This is a genomic window from Pseudomonas sp. Z4-20 (assembly GCF_051131955.1).
In the GTDB taxonomy this organism is placed as follows: domain Bacteria; phylum Pseudomonadota; class Gammaproteobacteria; order Pseudomonadales; family Pseudomonadaceae; genus Aquipseudomonas; species Aquipseudomonas marvdashtae.
This window is the reverse complement of record NZ_CP071641.1, coordinates 4,196,054-4,213,958: the sequence shown is the minus strand read 5'-3', so window position 1 is coordinate 4,213,958 and position 17,905 is coordinate 4,196,054. Positions and strand designations below refer to the sequence as shown.

Below are 17,905 nucleotides of genomic sequence, written 5' to 3'. Positions count from 1 at the left end.
CTCCTAAAGTTTGCCGGTCAAGCTATACAGCGGTTCCAACACCCATTCGTAGAGGTGTCGGGTCTCTTGAAGTATGTCGGCCTCAAGCAGCATCCCCGTTGTTAATGCGCGCTGCTTGCCATAAGCTGGAACGCTTTGATTTTCCAGTTCGACGCGAATTCGATAGAAACGTTGTTCACCTATAAGAAGTCTGGGTATCTCACCCACCGTTCCAGTTAAGTCTGATGCAGAAACAGAAGCTTTTGAAATAGACCGGATCGTTCCGTTGTGTTGTCCAAATTTTTGGTACGGAAAGGCTTGATAGCGAATACGTACTTTATCTCCTATATCAATAAAGCCAACTGTGTTACTTGGCGCGTAGAGCTCAGCTTGAAGCAAGGAATTTGCTGGGACTATGCTTAAGAGTGGGCGTACTTGATCTATAGTCTGGCCTGGTTCCGCAGAGATGGCCGTGACGACACCTTCTTGGGAGGCGGTGATAACCACCAGCCGCTTAGCCTCACTTTCCACAACCTGCTGCTCAAGCCCGGATAATGCCCGCTTGATAAGGGCGAGCTGGTTCTCATGTCGGGCCGGTAGCCCTGAAAGATCATTGCGGCGTTCGCTTATACGATGTTGGATTGAAGCCAGCTCCCGTTCCAAAAGCTGTAGCTCTTGCTGTTGCTGCAGTAGCGCAGCTTCGCGCTGTTGAAACTGATCCATCGATACATAGCCATTGGTTATCAAAGTAGCGTAGCGTTGTTTTGCATTCGATGCTAATGAGATCAGCCGTTTTTGGCTTTCAATTTGCTGCCCCAAGGTCATACGTTCTTTTTTTAGACTTTCTAGGTGACTTACAATGTTATTGCGTTCGTCTTGCTGGAGCGAATGCTGCTTGTCGAGTTCTTCTTGTAAAGACATTTTTCTGTTTAGGAGACTCTTGCTGATGCTTGCTTGGACTGGGTCTGAGTTCTCACCATACCTTTCCCCAGATATGCTCATCAATTGTGCTCCCTTTGTTACGTATTGCCCCTCTTGAACGAATCGCTCAAGAACTCGTCCAGATTGCGATGGAAATATCTTTATTTGACCTGAAGCTGGTATTAGCTGCCCCGACACTGTGTTTCGTTTGGTATAGCTTCCCAATATCAAAAAAACTGTTACGAGTAACGCCATGCTCACAGAGAAGAGGGTAAGGATTGTAAAAGAGACTGGGTTAATCAGCACGATGTTGCCCAGCCACTGTGTACGATTGTTATCCAGCGCCTCTGGTCTGAATAGCGGTGTATTCCCGTTCAAAGTGAGCTTCCTGGTAATTAGGTTTTTCCGCAAACAAGTCGTTAAGTCTGGTAGTGCGTTCCTGATCAAGCTTCAAAGGTCGCACAATTCTTTGTTCGGGTCTTCCCCTACATGTGTAGGGTTCCGGCATCTATTTTCTGTTGCTACTGTAATGGCTGACAGTGAGAGAGAATTCTATGAAGAAACTAGCGGATCTACACGAAGTATTCGTAGGCTTCAATGCTCGGCGAATTGAAGGTGCTTCTCTTGAATTCTACAACGGGCGTTTAGTTTCTGGTCTTACTAAAGAAGAGGTCCTTTTTAAATACAGTTATGTCGTAGGCGATGCAGGCTCATCAGAAGGAAGAGGATCGCAAAAAATCTTCCAGGCAGAACGATACGGCGGCGACGGAATTTTACGAAATGGTGGAGGCGGACGCTGCGGCTTTGACGGTGAGTACCAGCTAAAAGGGATAGGGCCCAATGAGTTGGTGAGTGAGGATGCAGGCGACGCGCATGGCAACGGTTTCCTGAGTCTTGAAAGTGCAATCTACGAGTCAATATGGGCGGAAATAATAAATATTGCACTGCCTTACGGCGCTGTTAGAACTGTCGCGGTAATCAATACGTGGACGAAGTTTGAGCAACATGGAGTGAAATATTGGCGAGGGCTTTTAGTTAGAGAACCTGCTGTGCGTCCCGCACATTTTATCAGGGCGCTATATTTTAAAGAACGCTTTACCAGTTTATTGAGCAGTGACGCGAAGCGTGTGCGGTCTACGGTACAGAGGCTGGCGGAATTCCTCCCTTTTGATCCGGGCTGGGCCTCGGAGCGCAGGCTTGATATCCGCCTACATCGCGGCTTGGTTGAGCTGACTAAGCGTTATGCGCGCCAGTTTGCCGCCGCAAGGGCAAAACGAATAATTCATTATAATGTAAGTGCGTCTAATCTATCGATAGACGGTGGGTGGATGGATTTGAGTGGTGCCGGAGTTTTCTCCCAATTAATTTTGGGCGACAAAACGGATATTGACCGTTTCTTGAATGAATACCTGCCTGCGCTGAACGCTATTCGATGTATATGCTATAACCTGGGTAAATATAGAGTGATTGATCGTCACTTTGCAGAAAGCCTCTTTGAGTGTGTATTGGCTCAGTTTGAGTCGGAATATGAGCTTCAGTTTGGTTATTATCTTGCCTTGCAAGTGGGGTTCAGCCCCTTTCTTTTAAGGGCATGTATGGGGAGCGCGCAATTTTTGGCGTTTTCGGCAGCCTTGAAGAGCGTGCTGTTAGCAGATGAATTCAGTGTGTTTTCGGTTTCTGGTGAAAAGGGGAAGTGCGGCTCTGGCTTCTGGGCGCTAGGGTTGTACGAGTCTTTATTGTGGAATGAGGTTTTTGACCTGTCTAGGGAGTCATCATGGCCTCTTATCAGCTCTGTTAAGTTGGAACGATTAAGATCTACATATTCCGCTCTTTTTGATTTAGTAACCAGTCAGGCAACATTGGATGGGATAGAACGTGCAGGGCTGGTTCGCGGTATGGCCATTAACCTAATCAGACTCAATCGAAGGGGTCAATCGTTGCTTGATCTAAAGGCGAGGGTTTCCGATTTGTGGGGGAACAAAGAGAAGTCGTGTTCCTTTGCTACTATCGACGAGCTAACTAGCGAATCCGTATTTGCAGCTGCTATTAATTATGGCCATGAGGAGGAATGTCTCGTTCCCTTTTGGGAGGGAGCATCAGTAAGAGTGTTTTACGACATAAGACATGATTGTTTTCAAGTGGCACTTGAAGGTGCGGAATTTTTCATCGTCTCAAGTTTTTGCGATGTTGTGAATGTTTGTGAAGAAACTATGAGAGCACGATTGTATTACAAGCCAATATGGAATTTTTTTTATGAAGAAGACTTATGACCTGCGTATCGTCTCTAGGCAGACAGAAATGCTCAGTAAAGCTCAGATGTTGGGGTACGGTTGCATGGTTATGTTGAGCTGTCGCCGCTATCTGAGCTTTCAATTGGTAAATTTGAAAGCTTGGTTAGAGCCAGCGATTGATCATGATCAAATTGTTTTCTTTTTTGATCGAGCAGGCAGCACGGTCGGTTATGTTACGTGGGCTTTTTTGGCGCCTGATAGTGAGTTGCGTTTGCTTAATGATCCTCGCTTCTTATTAGACGTTTCGGAGTGGAATGAGGGAGGAAATGTTTGGGTTATCGATTTTTGTTTTCCCTCAGGGGGAGTTTTGAGCGCCGTAAGTTTATTAAAGAGTCATTTTCGTAATAAGGGCGTGGCGCAGGTGTCTTGGGCTCGGCAAGATGCCCGCGCCGACATGCGGAAGGTGAGCAGCTATAAAGTGAGGGGGTAATTGACATGTGAATGGGTTGGGAAGAGGTTTTAAATAACTAGAGGCTCTATTTTGAATGAGCCTTAGATTTATCTAATCATGCAGAGGAATAAATGATGCGAGAAATAACGATGGATGAAATTGACTTAATTAGCGGCGGTGTCGGTGTGCCTGGCGCTGTAGCTGGTGCGGCGGCTGGAGCTGCTGCCTACGTAGGAACTGTGGTCGGCGGTGGGGGAAAATTTGATTCGATTGATTTTGCAGGCGCAACTATTACTGGGGCTGTTTCAGGCGCCCTGGCTGGGCCTGTAGGAATAGGTAGAACGTTAGGGTTTAGCGGGGGGGCTTATGGTGCGGGAATTATAGGTGGAGGCGTCAGCCACGAAATGCGGGCAGCTTAAGTACACCGAAAAAAGGGGGGCGCACTTAACATCCAGATGCGAAGTGCGCTACCTGGTGCTTTGGAATGGGAGGGTGGATGGAGTCTATATTGTTCTCACTCACGGTTGGGGCAGGGTTAAGTCTATTTATTATATTCTTTCTAAAGGTGGTCCTTATGTTGTTGCGAAGGTGGTGTGGGTACGTTTTGCCGGTGAAATATTTTGTTGGTTTTGTATATATTGTGATTATTTTTGTGGTTGTTTTTTTAATGCCGATATTTAATGGTTATTTTGAATTGTAGTTTTGTTCGTGTTGAGCGATTGTATGAAAGTCAGGTTTGTCTGGGGTCCGTGTTTGTGGTGAGCTATTCTAAATAGTGCTCTTATGAAGGGGTGTTAATAGGTATGGGGGCGCTTATTATGGTAGGAGGTTAGACTCTGGTGATCAACGCTGACCGTGATGCCAGGTCAGCTACGTTCAAAAAATTATTCGCAGTGTTTTCGTTTAGGGGGGGGGCGCTGTTTTTATGGGTGAATATATGTCGCTTGTTGCTTCCTGAAAAATATTCAAATTTGTTCTTGCTTTCGGTGATCGTGGTCATACAGATTTCGCTTGCGCCGATATTGGTGTGAGTTGAGTGGGGAGGGCGATTCTGTTGATAATGGAATGTTTCTTCGGTTGTGTAGCACGCGTCAGGAGTTAATAATTTTTTGTGCTAGTAACGCTGCTCTGGTACTCGCCTTTTTTTTACGCAAAATTGAGGATACATGATCTCGCACGGTGAAGTCGCTAATGCCAAGGGCTAGGGCGATTGTCTTATTTGTATCGCCTTTAAGTAGTAGTTTAAAAATTTCATGCTCTCGTAGAGTGAGGCTTTTGTCGTCTTGCTTCAATTTATTACTCCGCATTTTTGAACGACGGTTCAGTTGATGGTCTACATCGGAATTGCTTGGTAATAACATTATAGATGTTATCGATTTTTTGGAAGTTGGAAGCGTCTCGAAAAGCTGCGTGAAATATCTGTGGTTTGCTGTTAATCCTACAAATTTTGGATGTTTCTTAGGAAAAAGCTTTCAGTCGGCGGTAGAAACTCCTACAAGATGTTCGACATGTCGCTTTCTATAAGGCCTAACAATTAAGGAGTTTTGCTTGTTATCTATAGGGAGTCTCAATTGCCGAGATAGATTCCAAGACGCTCGGCGCAGTGCGGTCAAGCTCGGCGAAGGTGTCAAGATGCAACCAGCGGGGCACAGCTACATTTTGGCAGCATTTGGTCGATGAGATTCTGAGAGGCGGGGCCGCAACGTTCGCCTCACTTATTCCCATAAGCCATAACCCCCTTACTTTGCGTGATATGGCCTCGCCGGGTTTGCCGGTATGATAGGCGCCCCCGCAGTCCGGATTGCGAATACGCCATGACTCTGCAGTACCCAACCATCGCCGATTGCGTCGGCAACACTCCGCTGGTCCGCTTGCAGCGCTTGCCCGGCGAGACCACCAATACGCTTTTGCTCAAGCTCGAAGGGAACAACCCGGCGGGTTCGGTCAAGGACCGGCCGGCGTTGTCGATGATCACCCGTGGCGAATTGCGCGGGCAGATCCGGCCCGGCGATACGCTGATCGAGGCGACGTCCGGCAACACCGGTATTGCTCTGGCGATGGCGGCGGCGATCAAGGGCTACAAGATGATCCTGATCATGCCCGACAACTCCAGCGCCGAGCGCAAGGCGGCGATGACTGCCTATGGCGCCGAGCTGATCCTGGTGACTCAGGAAGAGGGTATGGAGGGCGCCCGGGACCTGGCCGAGCGCATGCAGGCCGAGGGGCGTGGCAAGGTGCTCGATCAGTTCGCCAACGGCGATAATCCCGAGGCCCACTACACCACCACGGGCCCTGAGATCTGGCGCCAGACCGACGGCACGATTACCCATTTCGTCAGCTCGATGGGCACCACCGGCACCATCATGGGCACTTCGCGCTATCTGAAAGAACAGAATCCCAACGTGCAGATCATCGGCCTGCAACCGATGGAAGGTTCAGCCATCCCCGGCATCCGCCGCTGGCCTGAAGAGTATCTGCCGAAGATCTACCAGGCCGACCGCGTCGACCGCATCATCGATATGGCCCAGAGCGAAGCCGAGGACGTGACGCGTCGCCTGGCGCGTGAGGAAGGCATTTTCTGCGGCGTGTCTTCGGGCGGTGCCGTGGCGGGCATGCTGCGCTTGTCGAAGGAAGTCGAAAACTCGGTGATCGTTGCGATCATCTGTGACCGAGGCGACCGCTACCTGTCGACCGGCATTTTCGACGCGCCCAACTGATGGCCAAGCAAGAAAGAGGTTTGCGCTTCCAGCCCAGTGGCGGAAGCCGGACCCCGCAAGTGCCCACCGGCAAGAAACAGCGCCTGACCATCGAGCGCCTGGCCAATGATGGCCGCGGCATCGCGTTTGTCGACGGGCGTACCTGGTTTGTCCTCGGTGCCCTGGCCGGTGAAGAGGTCGAGGCGCGGGTGCTCGGTGCCCATGGCAAAGTGGTCGAGGCGCGTACCGAACGGGTTTTCCTACCCAGCGAACTGCGTCGTCCGGCGCCGTGCATCCATGCCGGTCGTTGCGGTGGCTGCAGCGTCCAGCATTTGCCCCATGCCGAACAGCTTGCCCTGAAACAGCGCATGCTCGCCGAGCAATTGTCGCGAGTCGCAAGTGTTGAGCCAGACGAATGGGCCGAGCCTTTGAGTGGGCCGGAGTTCGGTTATCGACGTCGCGCCCGCGTGGCCGTGCGTTGGGACCAGAAGGCGAAAAAGCTTGAAGTCGGTTTCCGTGCGGTCGGCAGCCAGGACATCGTTGCCATCGACCAGTGCCCGGTGCTGGTACAGCCCTTGCAGCCGATCATGAGCCGCTTGCCGGAAATGCTCCGTCGCCTGGGCAAACCCCAGGCGTTGGGTCATGTGGAACTGTTCGCCGGTTCTTCCTTGGCTTTGCTGTTGCGGCACATGGCGCCGCTGTCGGAAGCCGACCTGACGATCCTCAAGGATTTCTGCGCCTTCCATGAAGCGCAGTTGTGGTTGCAGGGTGAAGGCGAGCCACAACCGGTCGATCCGGAGCAGGCCTTGGGTTATCGCCTGGATAGCTGGGATCTGGAACTGGCCTACCGGCCAGGGGATTTCATCCAGGTCAACGCCACCGTCAACGAAGCGATGATCGCCCAGGCCCTGCAATGGCTGGCGCCTCAATCGAATGAGCGAGTGCTGGACCTGTTCTGCGGCCTGGGCAACTTTGCCTTGCCGCTGGCCAGGAGCGTGCGCGAGGTGGTGGCCGTGGAAGGCGTACAAACCATGGTGGACCGCGCGGCCGCTAACGCCGTCAGCAACAATTTGAATAACACTGCCTTTTTTCAGGCCGATTTATCCCAGCCATTGGCGGATGCCGAATGGATCGGCGAAGGCTTTTCTGCGGTACTCTTGGACCCACCCCGTGACGGTGCTTTCGAGGTGGTACGCAAGCTGGCGTCCCTCGGAGCCGGACGGTTGGTTTATGTCTCGTGCAACCCGGCAACTTTGGCTCGGGACACGGTCGAATTGATCAAGCAGGGCTACCGGTTAAAACGTGCCGGGATTCTCGATATGTTTCCTCAGACGGCGCATGTCGAGGCCATGGCGTTATTTGAAGCGAGCCAGGATGGCTTGTCCGACTGACCCGTCCGTGCCAACCCGCCACTGCCCTGGGCGCAAACACGGGCATGAAGGTCAGCGCTGTTGACGCATTGAATCTGCGTCGTAGGGAAGGTAAGTAAAGATGGTACAGGTGAGAGCACACCAGCCGATCAACACCGACGGCAGTATCAATCTCGAGGCTTGGCTCGATCACGCGGTCAGTATCGACACGGCACTGGATCGCGAAGCCTTGAAGGCCGCCTGCGAGTTCGCTCGCGAGGCGGAACAGCAACACAATGCGGCGAAGAACCTCTGGTCCGAAGGCACCTCGAGTTTCCAGACGGGCCTTGAGATCGCCGAAATCCTCGCCGACCTCAAGCTTGACCAGGACTCGCTGGTCGCTGCGGTGCTGTACCGCGGCGTGCGCGAAGGGCAGATCCAGCTGCCGATGGTCCACCAGCGTTTCGGCACTGTGGTCGCCAAGCTGATCGACGGCGTGCTGCGCATGGCGGCCATCAGCGCCAGCCTCAGCCCGCGCCAGTCCATGGTCTTGGGCACCCAGGGGCAGGTGGAAAACCTGCGCAAGATGCTCGTGGCGATGGTCGACGACGTGCGCGTCGCGCTGATCAAGCTGGCTGAGCGCACCTGCGCGATCCGCGCCGTGAAGTCCGCTGACGATGAAAAGCGCAATCGCGTCGCCCGCGAGGTGTTCGATATCTACGCGCCACTGGCCCACCGTCTCGGTATCGGTCATATCAAGTGGGAGCTGGAGGACTTGTCCTTCCGCTACCTGGAGCCTGACCAGTACAAGCAGATCGCCAAGCTGTTGCACGAACGACGGCTGGATCGCGAGCGCTTCATCACTGACGTCATGACCCAGTTGCGCGAAGAGTTGCAGGCCACGGGCGTCGAAGCCGACATCAGTGGCCGGGCCAAGCACATCTATTCGATCTGGCGAAAGATGCAGCGCAAGGGCCTGGAATTCAGCCAGATCTACGACGTTCGCGCCGTTCGCGTGCTGGTTCCGGAAATGCGCGATTGCTACACCGCGCTCGGCATCGTCCATACCCTGTGGCGGCACATTCCGAAGGAGTTCGACGACTACATCGCCAACCCGAAGGAAAACGGCTACCGCTCACTGCACACCGCGGTTATCGGCCCCGAAGGCAAGGTGCTGGAAGTGCAGATCCGCACCCACGCCATGCACGAGGAAGCCGAGCTGGGCGTCTGCGCCCACTGGAAATACAAGGGCACCGACGTCAAGTCCGGGTCCAACCACTACGAAGAGAAAATCTCCTGGTTGCGCCAGGTGCTCGAATGGCACGAGGAACTGGGTGACATCGGCGGCCTGGCCGAACAGCTGCGCGTCGACATCGAACCGGACCGGGTCTATATCTTCACCCCCGATGGCCATGCCATCGACCTGCCCAAGGGCGCGACGCCGCTGGACTTCGCCTATCGGGTGCATACCGAGATCGGCCACAACTGCCGTGGCGCGAAGATCAACGGGCGGATCGTGCCGCTCAACTACAGCCTGCAAACTGGCGAGCAGGTCGAGATCATTACCAGCAAGCACGGCACGCCAAGCCGCGACTGGCTGAACCCGAACCTGGGTTACATCACCACTTCCCGGGCGCGGGCGAAGATCGTCCACTGGTTCAAGTTGCAAGCCCGCGACCAGAACGTCGCGGCTGGCAAGACCTTGCTCGAACGCGAGCTCAGTCGCCTGGGCCTGCCGCAGGTGGACTTCGACAAGTTGGCCGAAAAAGCCAACATGAAGACCGCCGAGGACATGTTCGCCGCCCTCGGCGCCGGTGATTTGCGCCTGGCGCAACTGGTCAACCTGGCCCAGCAACTGGTGGAGCCGGAGCGTGGCAACGAGCAACTGGAGCTGATCCCGCGCAAGGCCACCGGCTACAAGCCCGGCAAGCGCGGCGACATCCAGATCCAGGGCGTGGGCAACCTGATGACGCAGATGGCCGGCTGCTGCCAGCCGCTGCCGGGCGATGCAATCGTCGGCTACATCACCCAAGGCCGTGGCGTGAGCATTCACCGCCAGGATTGCGCCTCGGTGCTGCAACTGGCCGGTCGCGAGCCGGAACGCATCATCCAGGTCAGCTGGGGCCCGGTGCCGGTGCTTACTTACCCGGTGGACATCATCATCCGTGCCTACGACCGCTCCGGCTTGTTGCGTGATGTCTCCCAGGTATTGCTCAACGAGCGGATCAACGTATTGGCGGTCAACACCCGCTCGAACAAGGAGGACAACACGGCGTTGATGTCCCTGACCATCGAGATCCCCGGGTTGGACGCGCTGGGGCGGCTGCTGGGGCGGATTTCCCAGCTGCCGAACATCATCGAGACCCGGCGTAACCGTACGCCGGGATGATCCGTGAGCCAATTGTGGGAGCGGGCAATCTCGCTCCCAGAGTTTCGTGTGATGAGACGGATTAATGTATAGCCTCGAAGACCTGCTCCACCTGATGAACCGCCTGCGGGACCCGCAGTACGGTTGCCCTTGGGACATCAAGCAAACCTACGCCACCATCGTCCCGCATACGCTTGAAGAAGCCTACGAGGTCGCTGATGCGATCGAGCGTGGCGATTTTGATCACCTGCAGGGCGAATTGGGCGACCTGCTGTTCCAGGTGGTGTATTACAGCCAGTTGGCCCGGGAGGAGAACCGCTTCGAATTCGCCGGTGTGGTCGACAGCATCACCCGCAAGCTCATCCGCCGCCATCCCCATGTGTTTCCTACCGGCGACCTCTATGCACCCGTGGCTATCCCGCGCCTGAGCGAAGAACAGGTCAAGCAGCGCTGGGAGCAAATCAAGGCCGAGGAGCGGGCCGAGAAAGCCTCGGCGCCCGAGCAACTGTCGCTGCTCGACGATGTTCCGGCGGCCCTGCCGGCGTTGTCCCGTTCGGCGAAGTTGCAGAAGCGTGCCGGTCAGGTCGGTTTCGACTGGCCGGGCCCGTTGCCGGTGCTCGACAAGGTCCGCGAGGAACTGGACGAAGTGCTCGAGGCGATGGCGGATAACGACCCGGCGGCCATCAGCGATGAGGTCGGCGACTTGCTGTTCAGCGTGGTCAATCTGGCCCGGCACCTCAAGGTCGACCCCGAAGCCGCCCTGCGTGGCGCCAATGCAAAGTTCGAGCGACGTTTCCGATTTATCGAACAGGCATTGCGCGACACCCACCGTCCCATGGAAGATTGCACCCTCGAAGAGTTGGACGCCTTGTGGGGCGAAGCCAAACGTCAGGAAAAGAATTTGCCCAGCTGTGGCTGAGGCCGTTGCCTAAGTGAGTAAGCACCATGAGCCTTTCCCTTCGCGACCAGTTGCTCAAAGCAGGGCTGGTCAACCAAAAGCAGGCCAAGCAGGTCGGCAAAGATAAACAGAAGCAGCAGCGCCTGGCCCATAAAGGCCAGATCGAACTGGATGACTCCCAGCAGCGCGCGGCCCAGGAAGCCATGGCCGAGAAGGTCAAGCGTGACCAGGAGCTCAACCGCCAGCAGCAGGAAAAGGCCGAGCAGAAGGCCCGTGCCGCGCAGATCAAGCAACTGATCGAAGTCTCGCGCCTGCCGAAGCTGACCACCGACGACTATTACAACTTTGTCGACGACAAGAAGGTCAAGCGTATCTCGGTCAACACCCTGATGCGCAACAAGTTGAGCAGCGGTTCCCTGGCAATCGTCCATCATGGCGGTGGCTATGAAGTGATTCCCCGTGAGGCGGCCTTGAAGATCCAGGAGCGCGATCCCCAGCGCATCGTCCAGCTCAATACCCAGACGGAAGAAGTGGATGCCGATGATCCGTACGCGGCGTATCAGATTCCTGACGACCTGATGTGGTAAGCAGGGCAGCAAGCTAAGCACAGGCCCAATGTGGGAACGGGCAAGCCCGCTCCCACAGCTGTTTCTGTTTTCAGGATTCTGCCATTTCACGCGAGCGCAACCGTTCTTCGCGCTCCAGCTCGGCCCGGTAGTTCTGAGCGTCCGTCTCGGAATGGAACATCCCCACCAGTAAGTCTTGTTGATGCACATCCCAGATCCGGATGCCGGCAGCAATGCCTTCATGGGACATATGGGCGTCGTCGCGTTCAGTTACTTTCACAGTCATCTTGCAAGCTCCAATCTCTGTTATCTGCAGCAAGGCGTGTGCAGGGCTTTGTTATAGATTTTGGTAGCCAGCTAAGTAAATGCTTCGGCGCGTTAAGAAACTTTCATGAAAATCGCGACAATCCCGCGGGCCAGCCAGGGCGCGGCATTCGGTCGCAGTCGGGTGGGGTTCATGAAGAAGGTTTCATGTTGCAGTGATGACGCATGCGCACGTCAGCGGACATGGGATGAGCAATTTGCGGGCAACAAAAAGCCCCGCATGGCGGGGCTTCTTATCGGGTTAATCAGCTGCCTTTCACAGCCTTGCCGTTGACCGTACCGTCCTGGAGCATGATGTTGTACTCCTTGCCGTCAGTCTCGACCTGTTGCAGGCGCACCAGCAGATAATCCCAATCCTTGGCGAACCAGAGCACGGTGATGCGCTTGCTTTGAGTCGGGTCACGCACGCGCTCGACCTTGATGGCTTCGATCTGGCCGGCCTTGGTGGCGACCTTTTCCGAGCCCAGCACGCGGAAATCGTAGGTGTCGATCTCACCGTCATCGACAACCTGGTAGCTCATGCTTTTCTTGCCGGCCGCCACGTCGTGCTGCAGGGCGAGCTGATAAGTCGACTTATCGACCATGCCCCGGTTCAGCGTCAGCTTGACCGGGTCGCCGCGATCCGTGCCGGTGACCATCTTGGCGTTCCAGTCGAAGTCCAGGTCAGCCTTCTTGGCTTTGCCCAGGCCGCCGCGTTCGAAATGGTAGGACTGTGGCAACAAGGTGTCCTTGTCCACGGTCAGGGTGCTTTCTTCGGTCAGGCTGGCGATCATCATCGACGCCTTGAAGCTCAGCTTCCAGGTGCCGTTGGCCTCTTTGGTCAGGCTGCGCTCGGCGGTGCCGCTCATGGGCAGCTGTTTCCAATCAGCGGTGTAGCTGGCGGAGAACGGTTGAAGGTCTGCGGCCTGTGCCAGGGGCAAGGCGAGCAGAGCGCAAGCGAAGAGCAGGGCGCGACGCATAAAATCTCCTAGTATCGAATCAAATGGCCGCTGGCGGCGAGCAACTGGCCGTCCAGTGAGGCCCCGCGATCGTCGAGGGTCAGCCGGCCTTCGGCAAACCAACGCACGGCCATCGGGTAGATCTGGTGCTCGCGGGCGTGGACCCGTTGCGCCAGGCTTTGCGGCGTGTCGTGCAACTCTACCGGTATTACTGCCTGTACGACCAGTGGTCCGCCATCGAGTTCCTCGGTGACGAAGTGCACGGAGCAGCCGTGCTCCGTGTCGCCGGCCTCCAGCGCGCGCTGGTGAGTGTGTAACCCTTTGTATTTGGGCAGCAGCGAGGGGTGGATATTGAACAGGCGGCCTTGGTAATGACGCACGAAGCCGGCGCTGAGGATGCGCATGAAGCCAGCGAGTACCACCAGTTGCGGATCGAACGCGTCGATCTGTTCGATCAGCGCGGCGTCGAAGGCTTCGCGACCGTCGAACGCCTTGTGGTCCAGGACGCGGGTATCGATACCCGCTTCCTTGGCACGTTGCAGGCCGTAGGCATCGGCGCGGTTGGAAATCACCGCGCGGATACGGACCGGGCTGTTGCCGGTCCGAGTACTGTCGATCAGGGCCTGCAGGTTACTGCCGGTGCCGGACAACAACACCACGACGTTACAGGTGGCAGGCGGCTGCTCGTGCATCAATGTGCCTTAAGGTTTTTCAGCTCGACTTGCGCAGCGCCTTCGGCGGCGGTGGCGATCTGGCCGATGACCCAAGGCTGTTCGCCAGCGTCACGCAGTACGTTCAGGGCGGTCTCGACGTGCTCCTGGGCCACGCAGATGACCATGCCTACGCCGCAGTTCAGCACGCGGTGCATTTCGGATTCGTCGACGTTGCCTTTCTCTTGCAGCCAGTCGAACACCGCCGGGCGGGTCCAGCTCGCCACGTCGACCACCGCCTGGGCACCTTTTGGCAGCACGCGCGGGATGTTATCCAGCAGCCCGCCGCCAGTGATGTGGGCCATGGCCTTGACGGCGCCGGTGTCCTTGATCAGCTTGAGCAGTGGCTTGACGTAGATGCGCGTCGGCGCCATCAGCAGGTCGGCCAGCGGCTTGCCGTCGAGCTGGGTGTTCTCGATGTCGGCGCCCGAGACTTCGATGATCTTGCGGATCAGCGAGTAGCCGTTGGAGTGCGGGCCGGAAGACGGCAGGGCGAGCAGGGCATCGCCGGCGGCGACTTTCGAACCGTCGATGATTTCGGCTTTTTCCACGACACCGACGCAGAAACCGGCCAGGTCGTAGTCTTCGCCTTCGTACATGCCTGGCATTTCAGCGGTTTCGCCGCCAACCAGCGAGCAGCCGGACAGCTCACAGCCGGCGCCGATGCCGGTCACGACCTGGGCGGCGGTGTCGACGTTCAGTTTGCCGGTGGCGTAGTAGTCGAGGAAGAACAGCGGCTCTGCGCCGCAGACCACCAGGTCGTTCACGCACATGGCCACCAGGTCGATGCCTATGGTGTCGTGCTTGTTCAGGTTCAGGGCCAGGCGCAGCTTGGTGCCCACGCCGTCAGTGCCGGAGACCAGTACCGGTTGCTTGTAGCCGGCCGGGATTTCGCAGAGGGCGCCGAAACCGCCCAGGCCGCCCATGACTTCCGGGCGCGCGGTGCGCTTGGCGACGCTCTTGATGCGTTCGACCAATGCTTCACCGGCGTCGATGTCTACACCGGCGTCCTTGTAGCTCAGGGAGGGTTGCTTGCTCATGATCCAGGCCTTTAAAGGGGGGATTTCTGGGTAACGACCGATCGCCGGGGCCGTGGAATAACCGTTGTACGAATTATCCCGGGTGCCCAGCCATTGCCGGTCTGCGAAGGCGCGCGATTTTATCAGGCTTGTGCAGCAGCGGCCATCCTCGTGCCGACGGCAGGGACATATCCGCCAAAAAAAACCGATATTTGTGGTGATGGCACTGCACGGCGCGTCTGTATAAGGTGTAGCGGTAAGCGACTATGGCGATGACCGTGGGAAACTTGCATCGGGCGGCTGAATGTTTTGCCCGGTGCCGTGTCACAGCCATGCTCAATCTTCTCCACACGGCCGCTGCCAGCCGTTTTGTCCGGGAATTCTCCATGCGTTTGTTCAAATTCTTGTCTGTGGGCTGCTTGTCGCTGATCAGCCTGGCGAGCCATGCCGAAACCCTCAATAGCCTTTATCAAGTGCGTGAACCGGTCAGCAGTCAGGCGCCGGATGAGCGTAACCAGGCGACGTTGCGCGCCCTGGATACCTTGGTGTTGCGCCTGACCGGCGACGCCAAGGCCGCCCAGAGCCCCGGCCTGGCGGCGATCCGCAAGGACCCGCAACAGATCATTCTTCAATATGGCTACGAGGCCGGCCCTCCGGAAAGCCTGCAGGTGGACTTCGATCCAGCCAGCACCGACCGGGCGTTGCGTTCGGCGGGGCTGTCGCTTTGGGGGGCGAATCGTCCATCGATCCTGGGTTGGTGGCTGAACGATTCGGTGGAGGGTTCCAGCCTGGTCGGCGATGGCCAGGCCAGCGCCACGCCGTTGCGCCGGGCTGCCCAGCACCGGGGTTTGCCGCTGCATCTGCCCCTGGCGGACTTGAGCGAGCAGATTGTCGCCACGGCGCCGAACTTGCAAGGCAACGACCCGGCGCCATTGCGCGAGGTGTCGCAGCGTTATGGTTCCGACGCGTTACTGGCGGTCCATGCCAAGGAAGAGGGCGGCCAATGGCAAGCGAGCTGGCGCCTGTGGCTGGGCGACCAGCGCGAACAGGGCAGCGTCCAGGGCGCCGATCCTGCTGCATTGGCTGATGCCGTGATGCTGGCGGTGAGCCAACGCCTGGCGCCGCGTTTTGTGGCCAAGCCGGGTGTCGCCACCGAACAATTGCTGGAAGTGCAAGGTACGAACCTTGAGCGTTACGCGGCGTTGGGGCGGTTGCTTGAACCGTTCGGTGGGCAAGTGCAACGGGTCGAAGGCGACGTGATCGTCTACAAGGTCAGCGCAAGCGCAGAGCAGTTGAAGGCACAGTTGGCCCTGGCGAAGCTGCAGGAGATACCCGCCGGAGAGGCCATCGCGCCGACGCCTGCGGTCCAGCCCGCTGCTGATGGAGCGATTGCGCCTGCGCAGCCAACGCCAGCGCCGGCAGCCAACCTGCGGTTCCGCTGGTAGTTTTTCTTTCTATATAAAGAGTCAGGAGTGGTTCATGGGCGACACGCGGCGTTGGTTCTGGTTGGGTGGGGTCGCCCTGCTGATTGCGTTCATCTGGTTGTTGCACCCGATCCTCACGCCCTTCCTGGTTGCGCTGTTGCTGGCCTACCTGTTCGATCCGGTCGTGGATCGCCTGGAAAAACTCGGTCTGTCCAGGACCTGGGGCGTGGTAGCGGTGTTCGCGCTGTTCACGCTGATCGTGAGCGCTCTGTTGCTGGTGCTGATACCGATGCTCGCCAAGCAACTGGTGCGCCTGTACGAACTGGCGCCGCAGATGCTCGATTGGTTGCAGCACAGCGCGGTGCCATGGGTGCAGTCGAAGCTGGGGTTGTCCGACGGTTTCTGGAAGTTCGACAAGGTCAAGGCTGCGATCAGCGAGCACATGGGCCAGACCACCGATATCGTCGGCGTGGTCTTGAGCCAGGCCACGGCGTCGAGCCTGGCGCTGATCGGCTGGCTGGCGAACCTGGTGTTGATTCCGGTGGTGGCCTTCTATCTGCTGCGTGACTGGGATCTGATGATGGCCAAGATCCGCAGCCTCCTGCCGCGTCATCGCGAAGAACGCATCATGACGTTGACTGGTGAATGCCATGAAGTACTCGGGGCATTCGTCCGGGGCCAATTGCTGGTGATGGTCGCGTTGGGTTTCATTTATGCCGCAGGGCTGATGCTGGTCGGGCTGGAGCTGGGGTTGTTGATCGGCCTGATCGCCGGGCTGGCGGCCATTGTGCCTTACATGGGGTTTGTCATCGGGATTGGTGCGGCCTTGGTCGCCGGGCTGTTCCAGTTCGGTGGGGATTTGTATCCCATGGTCGGCATCGTCGCGGTGTTCATGGTTGGGCAGGCGCTGGAGGGCATGGTGCTGACGCCGCTGCTGGTGGGCGACCGTATCGGCCTGCATCCGGTTGCGGTGATCTTCGCGATCCTGGCAGGCGGCGAGTTGTTCGGCTTTACCGGAATCCTGCTGGCACTGCCGGTGGCGGCGGTGATCATGGTGCTGGTGCGCCATGTGCACGATCTGTACAAGGATTCGGACATCTATAGCGGCGTCGAAGACCCTGATCTGTAAGGCGAATGATCGGTGGAGTGTCAGGGAAACTGATGCTCCGCACCCTTGCCGCTGCAAACCTTTGATTTTGCTCGTGGTCCGGCGCATTGTGCGGTCCGCGTCACGGGTATAAACTTTGCGCACTTTACACAGAGGCCACTAACGGTTCCCGTGGAACTGTTCAGTCAGCATGAAACCGATTCAGCTGCCCCTAGGTGTGCGTCTGCGTGATGACGCCACCTTTATCAACTACTACCCAGGCGCCAATGCCGCTGCACTCGGCTATGTCGAGCGGCTTTGCGAAGCCGACGCTGGCTGGACCGAGAGCCTGATCTATCTGTGGGGCAAGGATGGAGTAGGGCGCACGCATCTGTTACAGGCCGCTTGCTTGCGGTTCGAGCAATTGGGCGAGCCGGCGGTGTATCTGCCCTTGGCCGAGTTGCTGGATCGCGGCGTTGAAATCCTCGACAACCTCGAGCAGTACGAACTGGTCTGCCTGGATGACCTCCAGGCCGTGGCCGGCAAGACCGATTGGGAAGAGGCGTTGTTTCACTTGTTCAATCGGCTTCGCGACAGTGGTCGGCGCTTGCTGATCGCCGCCTCGACATCGCCGCGAGAGCTGCCAGTAAAACTGGCGGACCTCAAGTCTCGTCTCACCCTGGCGCTGATTTTCCAGATGCGCCCTCTTTCCGATGAAGACAAGTTGCGTGCATTGCAATTGCGGGCTTCGCGCCGTGGCCTGCACCTGACCGACGAAGTCGGGCATTTCATCCTCACCCGGGGCACCCGCAGCATGAGCGCGTTGTTCGAATTGCTCGAGCGTCTCGACCAGGCCTCACTCCAGGCCCAGCGCAAGCTGACCATTCCTTTTTTGAAAGAAACTTTAGGCTGGTAAAACTGTCGTCAGATGATGGCTTAAAGCC

Annotated in this window: 16 protein-coding genes; 10 read left to right on the top strand and 6 right to left on the bottom strand. The window is 57.0% G+C overall.

Annotated elements, in window-relative coordinates:
- Positions 1–3: 3 nt before the first annotated feature.
- Positions 4–1,278 carry an HlyD family secretion protein gene (locus tag J3P82_RS19220; protein ID WP_434558226.1) on the bottom strand — a complete coding sequence of 425 codons (1,275 nt, stop codon included), beginning with the start codon at positions 1,276–1,278 and terminating at the stop codon, positions 4–6.
- Positions 1,279–1,454: 176 nt separating this feature from the next.
- On the opposite strand from J3P82_RS19220, the gene J3P82_RS19215 reads away from it, so the two are divergent.
- Positions 1,455–3,170: a hypothetical protein gene (locus J3P82_RS19215; protein ID WP_434558225.1), complete on the top strand. Its 1,716-nt coding sequence runs from the start codon at positions 1,455–1,457 to the stop codon at positions 3,168–3,170.
- Complete coding sequence (locus J3P82_RS19210; protein ID WP_434558224.1) at positions 3,154–3,621, top strand: toxin-activating lysine-acyltransferase; 468 nt, start codon at positions 3,154–3,156, stop codon at positions 3,619–3,621. The genes J3P82_RS19215 and J3P82_RS19210 overlap by 17 nt, the downstream gene beginning before the upstream one ends.
- Before the next feature lie 1,052 nt (positions 3,622–4,673).
- Here J3P82_RS19210 and J3P82_RS19205 read toward each other — a convergent pair.
- Entirely contained in the window at positions 4,674–4,889 is a 216-nt protein-coding gene (locus J3P82_RS19205) for a LuxR C-terminal-related transcriptional regulator (protein WP_434563901.1), read from the bottom strand.
- Positions 4,890–5,396: 507 nt separating this feature from the next.
- On the opposite strand from J3P82_RS19205, the gene cysM reads away from it, so the two are divergent.
- The 5 genes from cysM (at position 5,397) to J3P82_RS19180 (ending at position 11,480) form a co-directional block, all read left to right on the top strand.
- Entirely contained in the window at positions 5,397–6,299 is a 903-nt protein-coding gene (cysM, locus tag J3P82_RS19200) for a cysteine synthase CysM (RefSeq protein ID WP_434558223.1), read from the top strand.
- Positions 6,299–7,669, top strand: a complete 1,371-nt coding sequence (gene rlmD / locus J3P82_RS19195; protein WP_434558222.1) for a 23S rRNA (uracil(1939)-C(5))-methyltransferase RlmD — start codon at positions 6,299–6,301, stop codon at positions 7,667–7,669. Before cysM ends, rlmD begins: the two co-directional genes overlap by 1 nt.
- 100 nt (positions 7,670–7,769) lie before the next feature.
- On the top strand, positions 7,770–10,016 hold the full coding sequence (gene relA / locus J3P82_RS19190) for a GTP diphosphokinase (RefSeq protein ID WP_434558221.1): 2,247 nt from the start codon (positions 7,770–7,772) through the stop codon (positions 10,014–10,016).
- A 64-nt stretch (positions 10,017–10,080) separates the two neighbouring features.
- Complete coding sequence (gene mazG, locus J3P82_RS19185) at positions 10,081–10,914, top strand: nucleoside triphosphate pyrophosphohydrolase (protein WP_434558220.1); 834 nt, start codon at positions 10,081–10,083, stop codon at positions 10,912–10,914.
- A gap of 26 nt (positions 10,915–10,940) precedes the next feature.
- On the top strand, positions 10,941–11,480 hold the full coding sequence (locus tag J3P82_RS19180; protein ID WP_434558219.1) for a DUF2058 domain-containing protein: 540 nt from the start codon (positions 10,941–10,943) through the stop codon (positions 11,478–11,480).
- A gap of 70 nt (positions 11,481–11,550) precedes the next feature.
- On the opposite strand, the gene J3P82_RS19175 is transcribed toward J3P82_RS19180, so the two are convergent.
- The 4 genes from J3P82_RS19175 to purM all read right to left on the bottom strand — a co-directional run bounded on the left by J3P82_RS19175 (position 11,551) and on the right by purM (position 14,471).
- The gene (locus tag J3P82_RS19175) at positions 11,551–11,745 is read right to left on the bottom strand and encodes a hypothetical protein (RefSeq protein WP_186640606.1); all 195 of its coding nucleotides are present in this window, start codon (positions 11,743–11,745) and stop codon (positions 11,551–11,553) included.
- Between the two features lie 283 nt (positions 11,746–12,028).
- The gene (locus tag J3P82_RS19170) at positions 12,029–12,742 is read right to left on the bottom strand and encodes a DUF3108 domain-containing protein (protein ID WP_434558218.1); all 714 of its coding nucleotides are present in this window, start codon (positions 12,740–12,742) and stop codon (positions 12,029–12,031) included.
- Positions 12,743–12,750: 8 nt separating this feature from the next.
- Entirely contained in the window at positions 12,751–13,413 is a 663-nt protein-coding gene (purN, locus tag J3P82_RS19165; protein ID WP_434558217.1) for a phosphoribosylglycinamide formyltransferase, read from the bottom strand.
- On the bottom strand, positions 13,413–14,471 hold the full coding sequence (gene purM / locus J3P82_RS19160) for a phosphoribosylformylglycinamidine cyclo-ligase (protein ID WP_434558216.1): 1,059 nt from the start codon (positions 14,469–14,471) through the stop codon (positions 13,413–13,415). The genes purN and purM overlap by 1 nt, the downstream gene beginning before the upstream one ends.
- Positions 14,472–14,836: 365 nt before the next feature.
- On the opposite strand from purM, the gene J3P82_RS19155 reads away from it, so the two are divergent.
- The 3 genes from J3P82_RS19155 (at position 14,837) to hda (ending at position 17,877) form a co-directional block, all read left to right on the top strand.
- Positions 14,837–15,895 carry a DUF2066 domain-containing protein gene (locus J3P82_RS19155; protein WP_434558215.1) on the top strand — a complete coding sequence of 353 codons (1,059 nt, stop codon included), beginning with the start codon at positions 14,837–14,839 and terminating at the stop codon, positions 15,893–15,895.
- 34 nt (positions 15,896–15,929) lie between these two features.
- Positions 15,930–17,003, top strand: coding sequence for an AI-2E family transporter (locus tag J3P82_RS19150; protein ID WP_434558214.1), 1,074 nt, complete (start codon positions 15,930–15,932; stop codon positions 17,001–17,003).
- Between the two features lie 169 nt (positions 17,004–17,172).
- Positions 17,173–17,877 (top strand): DnaA regulatory inactivator Hda, encoded by a 705-nt coding sequence (gene hda, locus J3P82_RS19145; protein ID WP_434558213.1) that lies wholly within the window; start codon positions 17,173–17,175, stop codon positions 17,875–17,877.
- Positions 17,878–17,905: the final 28 nt, after the last annotated feature.

Bases quoted from the DNA above. Each gene is read 5' to 3' on its own strand.
- J3P82_RS19215 (WP_434558225.1), top strand. From the start codon at position 1,455: ATGAAGAAACTAGCGGATCTACACGAAGTATTCGTAGGCTTCAATGCT.
- J3P82_RS19210 (WP_434558224.1), top strand. From the start codon at position 3,154: ATGAAGAAGACTTATGACCTGCGTATCGTCTCTAGGCAGACAGAAATG.
- J3P82_RS19205 (WP_434563901.1), bottom strand. From the start codon at position 4,889: ATGCGGAGTAATAAATTGAAGCAAGACGACAAAAGCCTCACTCTACGA.
- cysM (WP_434558223.1), top strand. From the start codon at position 5,397: ATGACTCTGCAGTACCCAACCATCGCCGATTGCGTCGGCAACACTCCG.
- rlmD (WP_434558222.1), top strand. From the start codon at position 6,299: ATGGCCAAGCAAGAAAGAGGTTTGCGCTTCCAGCCCAGTGGCGGAAGC.
- relA (WP_434558221.1), top strand. From the start codon at position 7,770: ATGGTACAGGTGAGAGCACACCAGCCGATCAACACCGACGGCAGTATC.
- mazG (WP_434558220.1), top strand. From the start codon at position 10,081: ATGTATAGCCTCGAAGACCTGCTCCACCTGATGAACCGCCTGCGGGAC.
- J3P82_RS19180 (WP_434558219.1), top strand. From the start codon at position 10,941: ATGAGCCTTTCCCTTCGCGACCAGTTGCTCAAAGCAGGGCTGGTCAAC.
- J3P82_RS19175 (WP_186640606.1), bottom strand. From the start codon at position 11,745: ATGACTGTGAAAGTAACTGAACGCGACGACGCCCATATGTCCCATGAA.
- J3P82_RS19170 (WP_434558218.1), bottom strand. From the start codon at position 12,742: ATGCGTCGCGCCCTGCTCTTCGCTTGCGCTCTGCTCGCCTTGCCCCTG.
- purN (WP_434558217.1), bottom strand. From the start codon at position 13,413: ATGCACGAGCAGCCGCCTGCCACCTGTAACGTCGTGGTGTTGTTGTCC.
- purM (WP_434558216.1), bottom strand. From the start codon at position 14,471: ATGAGCAAGCAACCCTCCCTGAGCTACAAGGACGCCGGTGTAGACATC.
- J3P82_RS19155 (WP_434558215.1), top strand. From the start codon at position 14,837: ATGCGTTTGTTCAAATTCTTGTCTGTGGGCTGCTTGTCGCTGATCAGC.
- J3P82_RS19150 (WP_434558214.1), top strand. From the start codon at position 15,930: ATGGGCGACACGCGGCGTTGGTTCTGGTTGGGTGGGGTCGCCCTGCTG.
- hda (WP_434558213.1), top strand. From the start codon at position 17,173: ATGAAACCGATTCAGCTGCCCCTAGGTGTGCGTCTGCGTGATGACGCC.